Genomic DNA, 13,533 nt, shown 5'->3' on the forward strand with positions numbered 1-13,533 from the left:
CTCTTGCTTACGCAAGCCTCGTGCCAATCCCTAACGTCCCTTCCAGGGACTCAGGGTCAGCCTACGTCGGTTAGCCTATTCGATAATTGCAATTGGTTGATCAATAGAATAAGACGCGCAAATTTTTTTGAATGTGAGTGATGTCGATTAAAGCGGAATAAAATACATGGCTGTGTTACTCCATTTACGTCTGTTACAGGATTATTGCTTTTTTAAGAGATAAGAGAAAATTTGCGCTTGATTGGATATTACTAACGACTTAAATTCTTTTGTATTCGTAACCAACTGCAATTATCATCCGCTAACCACTTCGCTTCGGGACTAGCCCTCGCTTGGGCTGCGCCACATAGGCTTCTGGCACTCCACTTGCATACGCAAGCGTCGTTCCAGCCCCTAACGCCTCTTCGAGGCTCAGGGTCAGCCTACGTTGGTTAGCTTTTTCGTTATGCGACATGAGCTAAAAATTCATTTTATTTAAAATTTTGAAGGATGGAAGAAATTGAATAGCGTAACTATTTTTTAGTTGCAATTTCCTCGCTTTCGAGTTAATTTACAATTTAGTGTCCAAAAAAGATAAGCTTTTAGCTAGATTATTATCCAAACCAAAGGATTTTACTTACGATGAACTCAGAAAGCTTTTGAATGGATTCAATTATACAGAAGACAATTCTGGAAAATCTTCTGGATCAAGAGTTGCTTGGATACATGAAAAAGGAAAACATGTGATTCGGCTGCACAAGCCTCATCCTGGTAATATTTTAAAGGCATACCAAATCAATCAAATTATTGATGAATTAAAATCGGAAGGGTATTTAGAATGAAAGATTTAATGGAATATAAAGGATATCTTGGTTCTGTTCATTTTGATTCAGAAGATGAAATTTTCTATGGAAAAATTGAAGGAATCGAAGATTTAATTTCTTTTGAAGGAAAATCTGTTAATGAAATAAAAAAAGCATTCATTGAATCAGTTGATGATTATCTTCACTTATGCATAAAAGCTAAAAAAGATCCAGAAAAATCTTTTAAAGGTTCTTTCAATGTCAGAATCCCAACTGACCTTCACAGAAAAGCTTACCGAAAATCTTTGATAGAAGGAATTTCTTTAAATCAATTAGTTCAAAAAGCTATTGAAAAGGAAATCAAACAAGACAAAGCTCACGTCGCATAACAGCGACTTACCGCTACGCTTCGGGACAAGCCCTCGCTCGGGCTAAGCCAAATTCCCCTTCTGGCATTCGCCTTGCTTACGCAAGCTACATGCCAGTCCCTAACGTCCCGACGGGACTCGAGGGGTCGGGAACTTCGGTAAGTTCGTATAACTTCGTATATGTATGCTATACGAAGTTATAACGAAATTACGAATCAAAAAGCTATTGAAAAGGAAATCAAACAAGACAAAGCTCACGTCGCATAACAGCGACTTACCGCTACGCTTCGGGACAAGCCCTCGCTCGGGCTAAGCCAAATTCCCCTTCTGGCATTCGCCTTGCTTACGCAAGCTACATGCCAGTCCCTAACGTCCCGACGGGACTCAGGGTCGGGGAACTTCGGTAAGTCTATTCGTTATGCGAAATGACCTGAAAAATCTAAAAAAGTAAATTGACTAAATTATTTATAACATAACACGTGGTAGACATGTCAAGATATACAATAAGAATTGAATTACATAACATTCAAGAGAACCAGTCTGCATATTCAGACTTGCACAAAGAAATGCAAAAGAACGGATTTTCAAAAACAATACAATCAAAAAGTCAAACCTACATTCTGCCAAATGGAGAATACAACTATTTGTCTACAAACGAAAGTATAGATGAGATCTTATCAAAAGTTAAAAATATAACAAAAATTACTAAACTTAAATCCTCAATATTAATAACAGAATCAAGTAAAAGAGTATGGACAAATCTGGAAAAAGAAGAAGACTACTTAGATTTCACTTCAGAAACAGAAGATTTTTAATCGATCTAAAATAAGGAATACTCATGAACAATTATTTTACCAAAGCATTTTTAGTTCTCTTAAGTATCGTAATTTCACAATGTGCAACTCAAAGCGCAATCGATAATCCCAAATTAAATTCTCAAGATAATTTGAATGTATTTAATGAGATATTATTTAAATCCAAAGTTGCTGAATTAACAGGCACCCTAAAAGAAAATAGCATTGTTGAAATATCCGAGGATAATCCAATAGATTCTAAAATATATGATTTTTATGCCATCCATTATGATGAAAAAGAAAATCGAGGAATTTGGAACACAAGTCAATTCGATTTAAATGAATTTATATTCAATGAAAAACTTCAATATAGAAAAGAATTAAAGAATAGCATTAAGTATGCTTTATTTATAGAAACACTAAATACAAACAATGTAAACGAATACGATTTTAACAAAGAAGAATATAATTTCAAAACTTCATTTGCAAACGCAAGCCTAGGAGGATCTTTTCCCCCTAGATTCATCAATAATTTTCTAGAAAATTTTGATAGTCTAGTTAAGGTAAAGATTGATCCTAAAACCGCAAAAATGATAAATGCAACAGTAACTGAAAATAGATATTCACCTGCCAAAGTTAAAGAAAACAAATTGTTAGGAAAACTTATAACTCTATATGAAATTAATATTCATAATAAGGAAATTTCCGAAAATGATTGTTTAAACTTTATGGGCAGCAAGTGTATAAAATTTGGACGAGTTAAAAAGAAAATTAAATATATAGACTACAAACTGATCAAATATAATTACATATACAATAATCAGGAATTTAAAAATTATTAATCCTCCTGACCTGCTCCCCAAAAACTGCACCGATATTTAAGTTAGTTTTCTCCGATATTAAGGAGAGAGCATTATGGCAAGAAAGAAGATAGAAGAAAGCGAGATTTTTCGGATATTAAAGGAAGCAGAAACAGGTATTCCAATCAAGGAACTTTCACGAAAATACGGAATCACTGAACAAACATTTTATCGCTGGCGTAACAAGTATGGAGGAATGGAGCTTAGCGAAATCAAGAAGATGAAGGCACTCGAGCAGGAAAATTCAAATCTCAAAAGATTGGTAGCTGACATGGCTCTCGAAATCCAAGCAATTAAGAATGTTTTGGGAAAAAAGTTTTGAGCAGATCAACGAAGGAGAGAGCAGTTGATCTGCTAGTTGAAGAGGGACTTTCTCTAAACAGAAGCCTAGATGTTGTTCTTCTTCCTAAATCAAGTTATTATTATCAGCCGAAAGCTATTGATGAAGAGACAATGAACGAAATTCGAAGACTTGCTTTTCGATGGAAACGGGAAGGCTATCGACGAATTTACCGAAGGTTAAGAAGGTCGGGTAGGACAATCAATCATAAGAAAGTATATCGACTATATTGCTTAGAAGGGCTTAAAATAAGGACAAAACCGAAGCGAAAGAAAAGAAATGCATCATCACAGCAACTACCATTGCCTAAGAATTCAAACGAAGTTTGGTCAATGGACTTTGTTTTCGAACGGACGATTGATGGAAGAAAGCAAAGAATTTTAACAGGTATTGATCATTTAACAAGAGAGAATACCATACTTCAGGCAGAGTTTACTTTTTCGTCAGAAAAGTTGATCAGATATTTAAACACCCTCGAAAGACTTCCAAGAGCATTTGTTTTGGATAATGGAACAGAATTTACATCCAAAGACTTCCAGAAATGGGCAGAAGATAAGGGGATAGAAATTCACTTTATTGAAAAAGGAAAACCAACACAAAATGCATTTATAGAAAGTTTCAATGGTAAACTTAGAGATGAGTGTTTGAATCTACACTACTTTAAAAATCAAAGAGAGTTAACCGATGCTTTGCGAATTTTCCAAAAGGAATACAACGACGAGCGTCTTCACTCTTCATTGAATTACTTGACTCCTTCAGAGTTTAAGCGATCTTATGGTTGAAATGTTTAGAGAAAACTAACTTATCCATTGGTACTGAAAATGGGGGCAGGTCACTCCTAATTCTTACGAACAGTAGTCTCTGCTTTGATTCATAAAGGTCACTTCGCATAACAGCGACTAACCGCTTCGCTTCGGGACGAGCCCTCGCTTGGGCTGCGCCACATAGGCTTCTGGCACTCCCCTTGCATTCGCAAGTGTCGTTCCAGTCCCTAACGTCCCGTTCGGGACTCAGGGCCAGCCTACGTCGGTTAGTCTAGTTCGTTATACGTAATCGCCAAAATCTTTATAGGAAATTCAATGAGCAATACACAAGAAAAAAAGATATTATCACAGTTTTTAACAAATATAAAATTTCTAATGAACAGTTCAAATGATGACGGATTTGAAGCATTAGAAGGAATCATAAACTTTATGAAAAAAGAATCCCTTTTTCATGAAATAATCAATAAGCTAGAGGAAACAGAATATTCCGAGGAAATACTTTATAAAGGAAGAGATTATAACAAATATAAGTTACCATCCAATTCAGACCAAAGAAACTCATTTATTTGGTCACTAATCAATGATTGGGTTACTAATCATAAAAATGAGGAGTATTTTAATCTAGGAGATCTATACGGAGGTAAAACAACGAAAATAGATGACCATGTAATAAATTTTCATGATTTAGTATTGCGACCATTTTTTGAAGGAATATATACCGATCTTGATTTAGAAATCAGCAAAACTGGAAAACAAGAGACAAATATAAACATTTCGAACACTAGCGGACCTGTTACTGTTCAATCAAACACAACTAGTTCAACAATTAACGTAGCTAGTGATATAAATTCCAATATTCTTGAATTAATTAAGGAAATAAATCTATCAAATTACAAAGAAAAAAACAAACTCATTTCACTTCTAAAAATATTATCAGAGAACAGTGAGGAAAGATTAAAAGACAAAGGATTTCTAGAGTTACTTATGGATAAATGGAATCCTTATTTATCTCTAATAGAAAGTTCTCAACATGCAATTTCTTTCGGAAAATTAATTGCTCCATTTTTAACACATTTATAATAAAGTTGGCGACTTCGTATAACAGCGACTTACCGCTACGCTTCGGGACAAGCCCTCGCTCGGCCTCCGGCAAATTCCCCTTCTGGCATTCGCCTTGCCTTCGCAAGCTACATGCCAGTCCCTAACGTCCCGTTGGGACTCAGGGGCGGGGAACTTCGGTAAGTCTAGTTCGATAATTGCAATTGGTTGATCAATAGAATAAGACGCGCAAATTTTTTTGAATGTGAGTGATGTCGATTTAAGCGGGATTAAATACAAGGCTGTGTTACTCCATTTACGTCTGTTACAGAATTATTGCTTTTTTAAGAGATAAGAGAAAAATTTGCGCTTGATTGGATATTACTAACGACTTAAATTTCTTTGTATTCGTAACCAACTGCAATTATCATCCGCTAACCACTTCGCTTCGGGACGAGCCCTCGCTTGGGCTTCGCCACATAGGCTTCTGGCACTCCACTTGCCTACGCAAGCGTCGTTCCAGCCCCTAACGCCTCTTCGAGGCTCAGGGTCAGCCTACGTTGGTTAGCTAGTTCGTTATACGTCATAGCAAAAAGGAACAACACATGAAACTAAAAAAACTAAATATTAAGAACTTTAGAGGAATTAATGGAGATCAGAATTCAATTGATTTCTCCAAATCAGATATTCTTTTTCTCATCGGAAAAAATAATGTTGTGACCTGCCCCCATTTTCAGTACCAATGGATAAGTTAGTTTTCTCTAAACATTTCAACCATAAGATCGCTTAAACTCTGAAGGAGTCAAGTAATTCAATGAAGAGTGAAGACGCTCGTCGTTGTATTCCTTTTGGAAAATTCGCAAAGCATCGGTTAACTCTCTTTGATTTTTAAAGTAGTGTAGATTCAAACACTCATCTCTAAGTTTACCATTGAAACTTTCTATAAATGCTATTTTGTGTTTGGTTTTCCTTTTTCAATAAAGTGAATTTCTATCCCCTTATCTCGTAATAACTTCGTATAGCATACATTATACGAAGTTATACGAATATCGGAGAAAACTAACTTAAATATCGGTGCAGTTTTTGGGGAGCAGGTCAGGAGGAAAAACAACATTTCTTAAAGCATATAACTTTTTTGTAGAACCAAAACAAACAGCTCAGTTACACGATTTCTTGAATCATGATCTTAAAAATAAAATTGAGATAGAGGCAATTTACACGGTTTCGCCTGATGAGGATAAAAAAGATAAATCTCTCGGCAAAGAAGATCCTGAATGGATAAATAAGTGGGTAACAACTGAAAACGAAATAAAAATTAAAAAAACATGGAATAATATTGGTGAAATCGGCGTTAAAAATACCTTTGATCCGAAACAGAACAAATATGTAGATGGAGGTTTTGGAGGATTTGACACTTTATTAAAAAAATACTCTCCTTCAGCTATAGAAATAAATGCAGTCTTGACCATAGAAGATTTAGAAAAAAGTATTAATGATATAATAACAAAAAACCATATTAAAAAACTAGAAACTACATATAAGGATACATATGAAAAATTAATAAATGGAATTCAGAAGCTTAAGGAAGATATTTCAAAATCATCTGACATCCTAGAGATTAATAATAAAATGAATGATTTTTTCTCCAGAATATTTCCCAAATTTGAAGTTTCTATTTATCCTCTACCGGATGAAGGAATTGATTTAACAAAAACTTTAAAATCTACACATGGACTACTTGTACATGAGAAAGAAAAGCAGAAAAAAGATATCGACCTTAAACTAAATGGCCACGGTGTAATCCGACAGGCTTTTTTCAGTTTTTTATCGACGTATCAAAATGAAATTATTGGATCTGATAAACAGTATATTATTCTTTTCGAAGAACCAGAACTTTATTTACACCCTGAAGCAATCTATACACTACGAAGACAATTATACGATCTCTCCAAAAATAGTCCTTACCAAATTATGTGTGCAACTCATGCACCTCTAATGATTGATTTAAGCGAACATCATTCTTCCCTAATCCGTTTAGTAAAAAATGAAGATACAGAGATTACCAAAACCTACCAGGTCGATTTTAATGCGTTCGATTCTGAAGAAAAAGAAAAATTGCAAATGATAAATCGATTTAATCCACATATATGTGAAGCATTTTTTTCGGATCAAGCTATTCTTGTAGAAGGTGATACTGAAGCAATAATCTATAGAACTCTGATAGACAAATTTTATCTTCCAAATAAATATTTCATTTTAAATACTGGATCAAAATCTAACATTCAATTTTATCAAAAAATACTAACTCATTTTGGCATAAAACATGTCATCGTTCATGACTGTGACGAAAGAGAATATATTGATAAAAATAAAAAAAAGAAGATCAACCCTATGTTCACCGTAAATGAAAATATTTGGAAAGAAATTGAAAACTCAAATAGTATACATCCATTCATTTCTCGACGATATACTCATTATCTCAATTTTGAAAATGCCCATGGCTATGAACATGATGAAAAACTCGGTAAACCTTTAAGTGCTTTTAAATTTGCAGATTCCATTGAAAAAGATCTCAAATATCCTTGCATCGAATTCTTAAATGACTTATTTTCAAAAAATGAAATAAATCATGATCAAGATTATTTACTAAAATTATATATCTAATCATTGCTACGACGTATAACAGCGACATACCGCTACGCTTCGGCACGAGGCCTCGCTCGGCCTGCGGCAAATTGTCCTCCTGTCACTCGTTTGCTTCCGCAAACTACGTGCCAGTCCCTAACGTCCCGTTCCGGGACTCAGGGTCGGACAACTTCGGTAAGTCTAGTTCGTTATGCGAAATCGCAAATATTCAAAATTATTCAGGAAAAGTAATGAAGTCAGAATTTAAAACATTAGTATTCTTATTGTTAATTGTTTACTGTAAATCCAATGAAAAACTATCAGAAGATGAATTACTTAAATATTCAGAATTAAATGAAACAGCTGTGTTCATAAATTATGAACTAACCAATCATTGCAAAAATAAAGAAAAGATAAAAGAAATTTCAGATATCAACAAAATGGAGTGGAAAAATACAATCTATGAATTTTATAAGACAGAAAATTTCATTTATATCAACCGAGATGACCTAGACATTATATTAAAAGAAAAGTATTATTCGAAAACAGGATTATTCAAATCAAAAAAAGAAGAAGAGAAACTCTATACCGCAGAAAAAATTCTTAAAATAAAAGAAACTATCAGGTGTAATATGAATCGATTTAAACTTTATTCAACAGTATACTGGATTGATGTTTCATCAGGTACTAATTCGGCAGAAATAACAAGAATTCAAGAATTTGAATTGAGAGAAAACGGATCTAAATTCATTCTAAATAATAGCATAAAAGGAAATTAATGAAAATTATATCAATTCTGATTTTAACATCTATTTGTTTTTCAAATAGTTTACTTTCAATGGACAACGAAACTTTTATCAATGGATTAAAAGCATTCGAAACTGATAGAAAGAGGAAATTAAACAATGAAGAATTATTCTATTATTTAACAGTGTATCAATATATAGGAGGAATTCTTGATGGAATTACCATTGAATATGAATACAATTCTTCAATTCAAAATAGAAAGAAATACTGTATTCCTGAAGCTGGAATAGACTTAAACAACTTCGCTCCTAAAATCTTGCGAACTATTAAAAAGAAATATAACCCAATGCTCACTCCTAGAATGTATGTCGCACTTACCCTAGAAGAAGAATATAGTTGTGGCGGATTTTGGTAAGAAAAACTCATACAATCTTTTTGCGTCTTCGCATAACAGCGACTTACCGCTACGCTTCGGCACAAGGCCTCGCTCGGCCTACGGCAAATTCCCTTTCTGTCACTCGTTTGCATTCGCAAACTACGTGCCAGTCCCTAACGTCCCGTTGGGACTCAGGGTCAGGGAACTTCGGTAAGTCTAGTTCGTTATACGAAAGCCCCAAAAATATATTTAACAAAATATGAATCTAAGTGAATATTCACTTGACTGAATTCTTTACCTAGAAAAAATAAAGGAGTGTGGGAAATTGAATCTACTAAAGAATTAGATTTATGGCTTCAAAAACTCGATTCAACCACAAAAGAAGAAATATTAGCGCACTTTTATCTTTTACGACAAAAAGGTCCTCTACTTGGAAGACCTTTTGCAGATTCGATCCAAGGATCCAAGATTCAAAATCTGAAAGAACTTCGTGTTCAGGTTAAGTTGAAAGTAATTAGAATCTTTTTCGTTTTTACAGAAGGAAGAATCGGCTTATTACTTGCTGGTGGCGATAAAAGAGGAAATGATAAGAGATTTTATGAACAAATGATTCCGATGGTTGAGAAAATTTACAAAAATTGGTTAATCGAAAACGGGGAGAATCCTGATGAAAGCAAAAGTAAAAAGAAATCCAATAGAAAATCTTGAGAAATCACTTTCTTCGGAGAGTGTTGCTAGGGCGAAACATAAAGCCGAGCAAATGCTTTTTCAAATTAATCTCGCTGAGTTAAGAAAGCAAGTTGGTTTGAGACAAGAAGATATAACTAATTTTTCACAATCTGGACTTTCTAAACTTGAGTCTAGAAAAGATATGAAAATATCCACTTTAATAGATTACTTAGATAGCCTTGGAATGGACCTTGAAATTAAAGCAAAAGTAAGAAATAAAAAACATGGAAAATCAAAGAAAGAGTTTGTTCTCTTAAAAGCCTCTTAATATTTTTTAAAAAAAATAAATTTAATACCTGGGGCCTTCGTATAACAGCGACTTACCGCTACGCTTCGGCACAAGGCCTCGCTCGGGCTACGCCAAATTCCCCTTCTGGCATTCGCCTTGCTTCCGCAAGCTACATGCCAGTCCCTAACGTCCCGTTCCGGGACTCAGGGTCGGGGAACTTCGGTAAGTCTATTCGTTATACGCAATAGGCAAAATCTCTTCTAAAATAAAATATGAATTCTAAACTATTAATATGGATAACTATCTCTTCGCTATTCTTACTTTGCATTCCAAAGAAACCTGAGGAAAATTTCACTAGAAAAGAAATCGTTAATTTTACAGATAATGAAAAAACAGTAGTTTTTAATAATGACAGTCTCAAGGAAATTAGAAATTCCAATCTAAACTTGCGTTACAGAGTTCTTCCATATAGCGAATCTAAAAATGAAACTATAAATGTGAATGATTTGGTTGATTCTTATAATATTCTAATTTCTTACGACCAAAACCTATTCAACAAACTAGATTCATATAACTTCAAAATAATTCCATTTTCAGATCAGTATCATAAAGTGAATTTAGATTTAAGATATAAAATTAATTCTAATACTGATGAAAAATATTTTCCTACAGTTATTTTAATGGTTCAACACGGAAAAATTTGGCCAGGTCTTACTTCTTTCAAAGGTGTAGGTTTAAAAATTTTTATTCGATTTACTATTTTTAATAGAAATGGTGAAGAATTAGCTTTCTGTCAAAAGAAATTATTTAAATCTATATTCTCAAACGATTTCTTTGATCAATTTATAATTTCAAATAATTCTCCATTTTTGACTGATCTTAACAATTCAATTTATAATAATAGCAATGAATTTATGATTTTTAATATTATCAGGGAATGTAAAAAAGAACTAAACTTAATGAATTAAATATCAAAAGTTGCCTACAGCGTATAACAGCGGGGAAACGCTTCGCTGCGGCACTTACGGCCTTGCTCGGTCTACGACACATTGTCCTCCGTCACGCTTCTTGCTCCGCAAGAAGGCGCGCCGACGCCAACACCTACTTCGTAGGCTCGGCTACGGACAACGTCGTCTCCCCTAGTTCGTTATGCGAAAGTCGTTAAAATCACATGAAAATTAATAAAATATATGGCATCATTAGAAGATTAGTTTCAAAACCAATTGCCTATTTGGTACCTTTAAATAGAAAGGAAATAGAATTATTAGAATATAATTTTGAGTTCTATAAAAATTTAAATCATTCTGATCGAAAAAAATACAATTATTTAATCAAACACTTTAAACTCTCTAAATCTATCAAATCTTCACCAGATATTTTACTAACTAAGTATCATAAAACTTTTCTTGCTTGTGTTGCTGTCAGGTTAATTCGAAAAATTGGCCTTAAACATTATGATTATATTAACAATATTATCATTTTTCCTGACAAATTTGAAACTCATGAATTTTCTTTCAAACTTGATGGAGTAACTGGTGAAAATGGATATCTTGGTTTATCATGGAGAGCAATTATTCGCGGTATTTCCAATCCTGTTGATGGAGATTGCGTTATTACACATGAATTTGCTCATGCTATTGATCTAAAATCTGGTGATTTTGATGGTATACCAAAATTAAATTCTGAAAATGATGAAAATATCTGGGAAAAAATATTTATTAAAGATTTTCAGCAGTTGAAGTATGAACTTAAAAACTTAGTACCGATTATTTCTGATGAATCTGAATTATTTGCTTATTTAAGTGAATTTTTTTTTGAAAAACCACAATTCTTAAAAGAAAAATTTCCAAATGTTTTTATTTTATTTAATAAATTCTACAAAGAATATGATATTGATAAATAACGACCTTCGCATAACAGCGACTTACCGCATCGCTTCGGGACAAGCCCTTGCTCGGCCTACGGCAAATTCCCCTTCTGGCATTCGCCTTGCTTACGCAAGCTTCATGCCAGTCCCTAACGTCCCGTTGGGACTCAGGGTCGGGGAACTTCGGTAAGTCTATTCGTTATACGACATGCCAAACAAAATTTACTATGACAGAAAAGAGTTACAATCCTAAAGATATTTTAGAATGATTACAGAAAGCATGTATTGATAACGCAACTGGATCTTCATCTTACGAAACTTATGAGGAAGAAAGATCCTCAGCCTTATCAAATCTTTTACTGTCTAAAATGTTACCAGATTGGGTAGTAGGAAATAGATATGGGAGTCAATATTGGAATTTCATAAAATCAAAATTTCCAACTTATAAAGAGAGACGTAATTTCATTTATAGTGAATTTTCACCTATATTTGATTATATCGAAAAATCTGGTATATATCCTATTTCAGAATCATTTGAAGAATTATTAAAAGTTTGTAACTCGCCAAATCTAGAAATAGTTTGGAGAAAATGTATCGAAAGACGAATTCATGATCCTGAAGGCGCAATAACTTCTGCAAGAACACTATTGGAATCAACTTGTATATATATTTTAGAAATGTTAAACGAAATACCTGACAAATCTGGAGATTTACAGCGTCTTTATAAGCAATTAGCTAAATCGATGAATCTAGCACCTGATATGTATCATGAACAAGTTTTTAAACAAATCTTAAGCGGTTGTGGAACAGTAGTCGATGGTCTCGCTGGACTGCGAAATAAACTTGGAGATGCTCATGGTCAAGAAACTAAACAAGTAAAACCAAGTAAAAGGCATGCAGAACTAGCTGTTAACTTATCTGGTACATTGTGCAGCTTCTTAATATCAACATATGAAGAAAAATACAGAAACAAATAATAGTTTGGCACGTCGTATAACTTCCGCTAACCACTTCGCTTCGGGACTTACGCCCTCGCTTGGGCTGCGCCACATAGGCTTCTGGCACTCCCCTTGCATTCGCAAGTGTCGTTCCAGTCCCTAACGTCCCATTCGGGACTCAGGGCCAGCCTACGTCGGTTAGCTAGTTCGTTATGCGCAATAGGAAAAAATACTTTTACAATTAACTTTTTAGTTAGAAATTTGAAAAAATAAAAAGATATTAATAAAACGACTTTGTTTAACTTATAATTTCCATTTAAATAAATTCATTAAGCTTTAGTTTAATTCAATGAATAAGCTAGTATACATTTGTTGTTTATTCTTAATATTTAATTTCTTTTACAATGGTTTTTCACTACTAGAAGCTATATTAGATAATTCAATCAATGCAAATAATTTTACTACAAAAGAAACGAATTTATACTTTGCGAAGTGGAATTCTATTGACATTAAATACGGTATTTTCGAAGGGAAAACTATTTGGATTTCAAATAATGAACCGATTTACGGATTGAAAATAATATTTAATCCAGGTAAATATACGAGTATGACTGATTACGATGGAATTTTCAGGGTAAAATTACCTTTTGGAAAATATAAACTTGATATTTTCTATTTAAATCTTTTATTAAAAACAGATTATATTATTATCGATTCGGAAAGCCATACCAAACTATATTCATTTCAGGATTTACCCAATCAATCAACAATAGAGATTAAAAATAGTTTATAAAACTTTCCTACTGCGCATAACAGCGACTTACCGCTACGCTTCGGCACGAGGCCTCGCTCGGCCTACGGCAAATTCCCCTTCTGGCATTCGCCTTGCCTTCGCAAGCTACATGCCAGTCCCTAACGTCCCGCAGGGACTCAGGGTCGGGGAACTTCGGTAAGTCTATTCGTTATGCGCTATTTGTTAAAATACAATGAATAGAAGAACATGAGAATGGAAACAAATGTTAAAAAAAGCAAAAGCCTACTTGGATATCAGCTACTGGAATAATAGGTATTATTTT

The 13,533-nt window shown here is 33.8% G+C and carries 17 protein-coding genes; 16 read left to right on the plus strand and 1 reads right to left on the minus strand.

The annotated features are described in order from the left end of the window. The first annotated feature begins 560 nt into the window (after positions 1 to 560). The 7 genes from LEP1GSC202_RS16595 (at position 561) to LEP1GSC202_RS16625 (ending at position 4,988) form a co-directional block, all read left to right on the plus strand. The gene (locus LEP1GSC202_RS16595; protein ID WP_015678924.1) at positions 561 to 821 is read left to right on the plus strand and encodes a type II toxin-antitoxin system HicA family toxin; all 261 of its coding nucleotides are present in this window, start codon (positions 561 to 563) and stop codon (positions 819 to 821) included. Continuing rightward, the gene (locus tag LEP1GSC202_RS16600) at positions 818 to 1,171 is read left to right on the plus strand and encodes a type II toxin-antitoxin system HicB family antitoxin (RefSeq protein ID WP_015678929.1); all 354 of its coding nucleotides are present in this window, start codon (positions 818 to 820) and stop codon (positions 1,169 to 1,171) included. The genes LEP1GSC202_RS16595 and LEP1GSC202_RS16600 overlap by 4 nt, the downstream gene beginning before the upstream one ends. 467 nt (positions 1,172 to 1,638) lie before the next feature. Continuing rightward, the gene (locus tag LEP1GSC202_RS16605; protein ID WP_156825413.1) at positions 1,639 to 1,965 is read left to right on the plus strand and encodes a hypothetical protein; all 327 of its coding nucleotides are present in this window, start codon (positions 1,639 to 1,641) and stop codon (positions 1,963 to 1,965) included. 23 nt (positions 1,966 to 1,988) lie between these two features. Then, positions 1,989 to 2,786 (plus strand): hypothetical protein, encoded by a 798-nt coding sequence (locus LEP1GSC202_RS16610; protein WP_015678923.1) that lies wholly within the window; start codon positions 1,989 to 1,991, stop codon positions 2,784 to 2,786. Between the two features lie 73 nt (positions 2,787 to 2,859). Then, the gene (locus tag LEP1GSC202_RS16615; RefSeq protein ID WP_015675631.1) at positions 2,860 to 3,126 is read left to right on the plus strand and encodes a transposase; all 267 of its coding nucleotides are present in this window, start codon (positions 2,860 to 2,862) and stop codon (positions 3,124 to 3,126) included. Next, positions 3,123 to 3,926: an IS3 family transposase gene (locus tag LEP1GSC202_RS16620; protein WP_015675630.1), complete on the plus strand. Its 804-nt coding sequence runs from the start codon at positions 3,123 to 3,125 to the stop codon at positions 3,924 to 3,926. Before LEP1GSC202_RS16615 ends, LEP1GSC202_RS16620 begins: the two co-directional genes overlap by 4 nt. Positions 3,927 to 4,223: 297 nt before the next feature. Further along, positions 4,224 to 4,988 (plus strand): hypothetical protein, encoded by a 765-nt coding sequence (locus LEP1GSC202_RS16625; RefSeq protein ID WP_015678916.1) that lies wholly within the window; start codon positions 4,224 to 4,226, stop codon positions 4,986 to 4,988. 728 nt (positions 4,989 to 5,716) lie between these two features. On the opposite strand, the gene LEP1GSC202_RS19725 is transcribed toward LEP1GSC202_RS16625, so the two are convergent. Then, the gene (locus LEP1GSC202_RS19725; RefSeq protein ID WP_156825414.1) at positions 5,717 to 5,899 is read right to left on the minus strand and encodes an integrase core domain-containing protein; all 183 of its coding nucleotides are present in this window, start codon (positions 5,897 to 5,899) and stop codon (positions 5,717 to 5,719) included. A 121-nt stretch (positions 5,900 to 6,020) separates the two neighbouring features. Between LEP1GSC202_RS19725 and LEP1GSC202_RS19505 the strand changes: the two genes are divergently transcribed. From LEP1GSC202_RS19505 to LEP1GSC202_RS20275, 9 genes are all read left to right on the plus strand, one after another. Next, positions 6,021 to 7,610: an ATP-dependent nuclease gene (locus tag LEP1GSC202_RS19505; RefSeq protein ID WP_051125384.1), complete on the plus strand. Its 1,590-nt coding sequence runs from the start codon at positions 6,021 to 6,023 to the stop codon at positions 7,608 to 7,610. Between the two features lie 212 nt (positions 7,611 to 7,822). Beyond that, positions 7,823 to 8,350, plus strand: a complete 528-nt coding sequence (locus tag LEP1GSC202_RS16635) for a hypothetical protein (RefSeq protein WP_015678920.1) — start codon at positions 7,823 to 7,825, stop codon at positions 8,348 to 8,350. Next, the gene (locus LEP1GSC202_RS20060) at positions 8,350 to 8,733 is read left to right on the plus strand and encodes a hypothetical protein (RefSeq protein ID WP_015678914.1); all 384 of its coding nucleotides are present in this window, start codon (positions 8,350 to 8,352) and stop codon (positions 8,731 to 8,733) included. Before LEP1GSC202_RS16635 ends, LEP1GSC202_RS20060 begins: the two co-directional genes overlap by 1 nt. A gap of 276 nt (positions 8,734 to 9,009) precedes the next feature. Beyond that, the gene (locus LEP1GSC202_RS16645) at positions 9,010 to 9,402 is read left to right on the plus strand and encodes a type II toxin-antitoxin system RelE/ParE family toxin (protein WP_004787540.1); all 393 of its coding nucleotides are present in this window, start codon (positions 9,010 to 9,012) and stop codon (positions 9,400 to 9,402) included. Continuing rightward, a complete protein-coding gene (locus tag LEP1GSC202_RS16650) occupies positions 9,362 to 9,691 on the plus strand; it encodes a helix-turn-helix domain-containing protein (protein ID WP_039929312.1) in 330 nt (109 codons plus the stop codon). The genes LEP1GSC202_RS16645 and LEP1GSC202_RS16650 overlap by 41 nt, the downstream gene beginning before the upstream one ends. A 233-nt stretch (positions 9,692 to 9,924) precedes the next feature. Beyond that, on the plus strand, positions 9,925 to 10,620 hold the full coding sequence (locus tag LEP1GSC202_RS16655) for a hypothetical protein (RefSeq protein ID WP_015678922.1): 696 nt from the start codon (positions 9,925 to 9,927) through the stop codon (positions 10,618 to 10,620). Between the two features lie 203 nt (positions 10,621 to 10,823). Then, the gene (locus tag LEP1GSC202_RS16660; RefSeq protein WP_015678919.1) at positions 10,824 to 11,555 is read left to right on the plus strand and encodes a zinc-dependent peptidase; all 732 of its coding nucleotides are present in this window, start codon (positions 10,824 to 10,826) and stop codon (positions 11,553 to 11,555) included. A 332-nt stretch (positions 11,556 to 11,887) separates the two neighbouring features. Continuing rightward, complete coding sequence (locus LEP1GSC202_RS16665; protein ID WP_015678917.1) at positions 11,888 to 12,496, plus strand: abortive infection family protein; 609 nt, start codon at positions 11,888 to 11,890, stop codon at positions 12,494 to 12,496. Positions 12,497 to 12,806: 310 nt separating this feature from the next. Continuing rightward, positions 12,807 to 13,250 (plus strand): hypothetical protein, encoded by a 444-nt coding sequence (locus LEP1GSC202_RS20275; protein WP_039929315.1) that lies wholly within the window; start codon positions 12,807 to 12,809, stop codon positions 13,248 to 13,250. The last annotated feature ends 283 nt before the right edge of the window (positions 13,251 to 13,533 follow it).

Source organism: Leptospira yanagawae serovar Saopaulo str. Sao Paulo = ATCC 700523, assembly GCF_000332475.2.
GTDB lineage: Bacteria > Spirochaetota > Leptospiria > Leptospirales > Leptospiraceae > Leptospira_A > Leptospira_A yanagawae.

What these genes read in the sequence shown, in the direction of transcription:
- LEP1GSC202_RS16600 (WP_015678929.1), top strand. Translation starts at nt 818, where the DNA reads ATGAAAGATTTAATGGAATATAAAGGATATCTTGGTTCTGTTCATTTT.
- LEP1GSC202_RS16605 (WP_156825413.1), top strand. Translation starts at nt 1,639, where the DNA reads ATGTCAAGATATACAATAAGAATTGAATTACATAACATTCAAGAGAAC.
- LEP1GSC202_RS16610 (WP_015678923.1), top strand. Translation starts at nt 1,989, where the DNA reads ATGAACAATTATTTTACCAAAGCATTTTTAGTTCTCTTAAGTATCGTA.
- LEP1GSC202_RS16615 (WP_015675631.1), top strand. Translation starts at nt 2,860, where the DNA reads ATGGCAAGAAAGAAGATAGAAGAAAGCGAGATTTTTCGGATATTAAAG.
- LEP1GSC202_RS16625 (WP_015678916.1), top strand. Translation starts at nt 4,224, where the DNA reads ATGAGCAATACACAAGAAAAAAAGATATTATCACAGTTTTTAACAAAT.
- LEP1GSC202_RS16635 (WP_015678920.1), top strand. Translation starts at nt 7,823, where the DNA reads ATGAAGTCAGAATTTAAAACATTAGTATTCTTATTGTTAATTGTTTAC.
- LEP1GSC202_RS20060 (WP_015678914.1), top strand. Translation starts at nt 8,350, where the DNA reads ATGAAAATTATATCAATTCTGATTTTAACATCTATTTGTTTTTCAAAT.
- LEP1GSC202_RS16650 (WP_039929312.1), top strand. Translation starts at nt 9,362, where the DNA reads ATGAAAGCAAAAGTAAAAAGAAATCCAATAGAAAATCTTGAGAAATCA.
- LEP1GSC202_RS16655 (WP_015678922.1), top strand. Translation starts at nt 9,925, where the DNA reads ATGAATTCTAAACTATTAATATGGATAACTATCTCTTCGCTATTCTTA.
- LEP1GSC202_RS16660 (WP_015678919.1), top strand. Translation starts at nt 10,824, where the DNA reads ATGAAAATTAATAAAATATATGGCATCATTAGAAGATTAGTTTCAAAA.
- LEP1GSC202_RS16665 (WP_015678917.1), top strand. Translation starts at nt 11,888, where the DNA reads ATGTTACCAGATTGGGTAGTAGGAAATAGATATGGGAGTCAATATTGG.
- LEP1GSC202_RS20275 (WP_039929315.1), top strand. Translation starts at nt 12,807, where the DNA reads ATGAATAAGCTAGTATACATTTGTTGTTTATTCTTAATATTTAATTTC.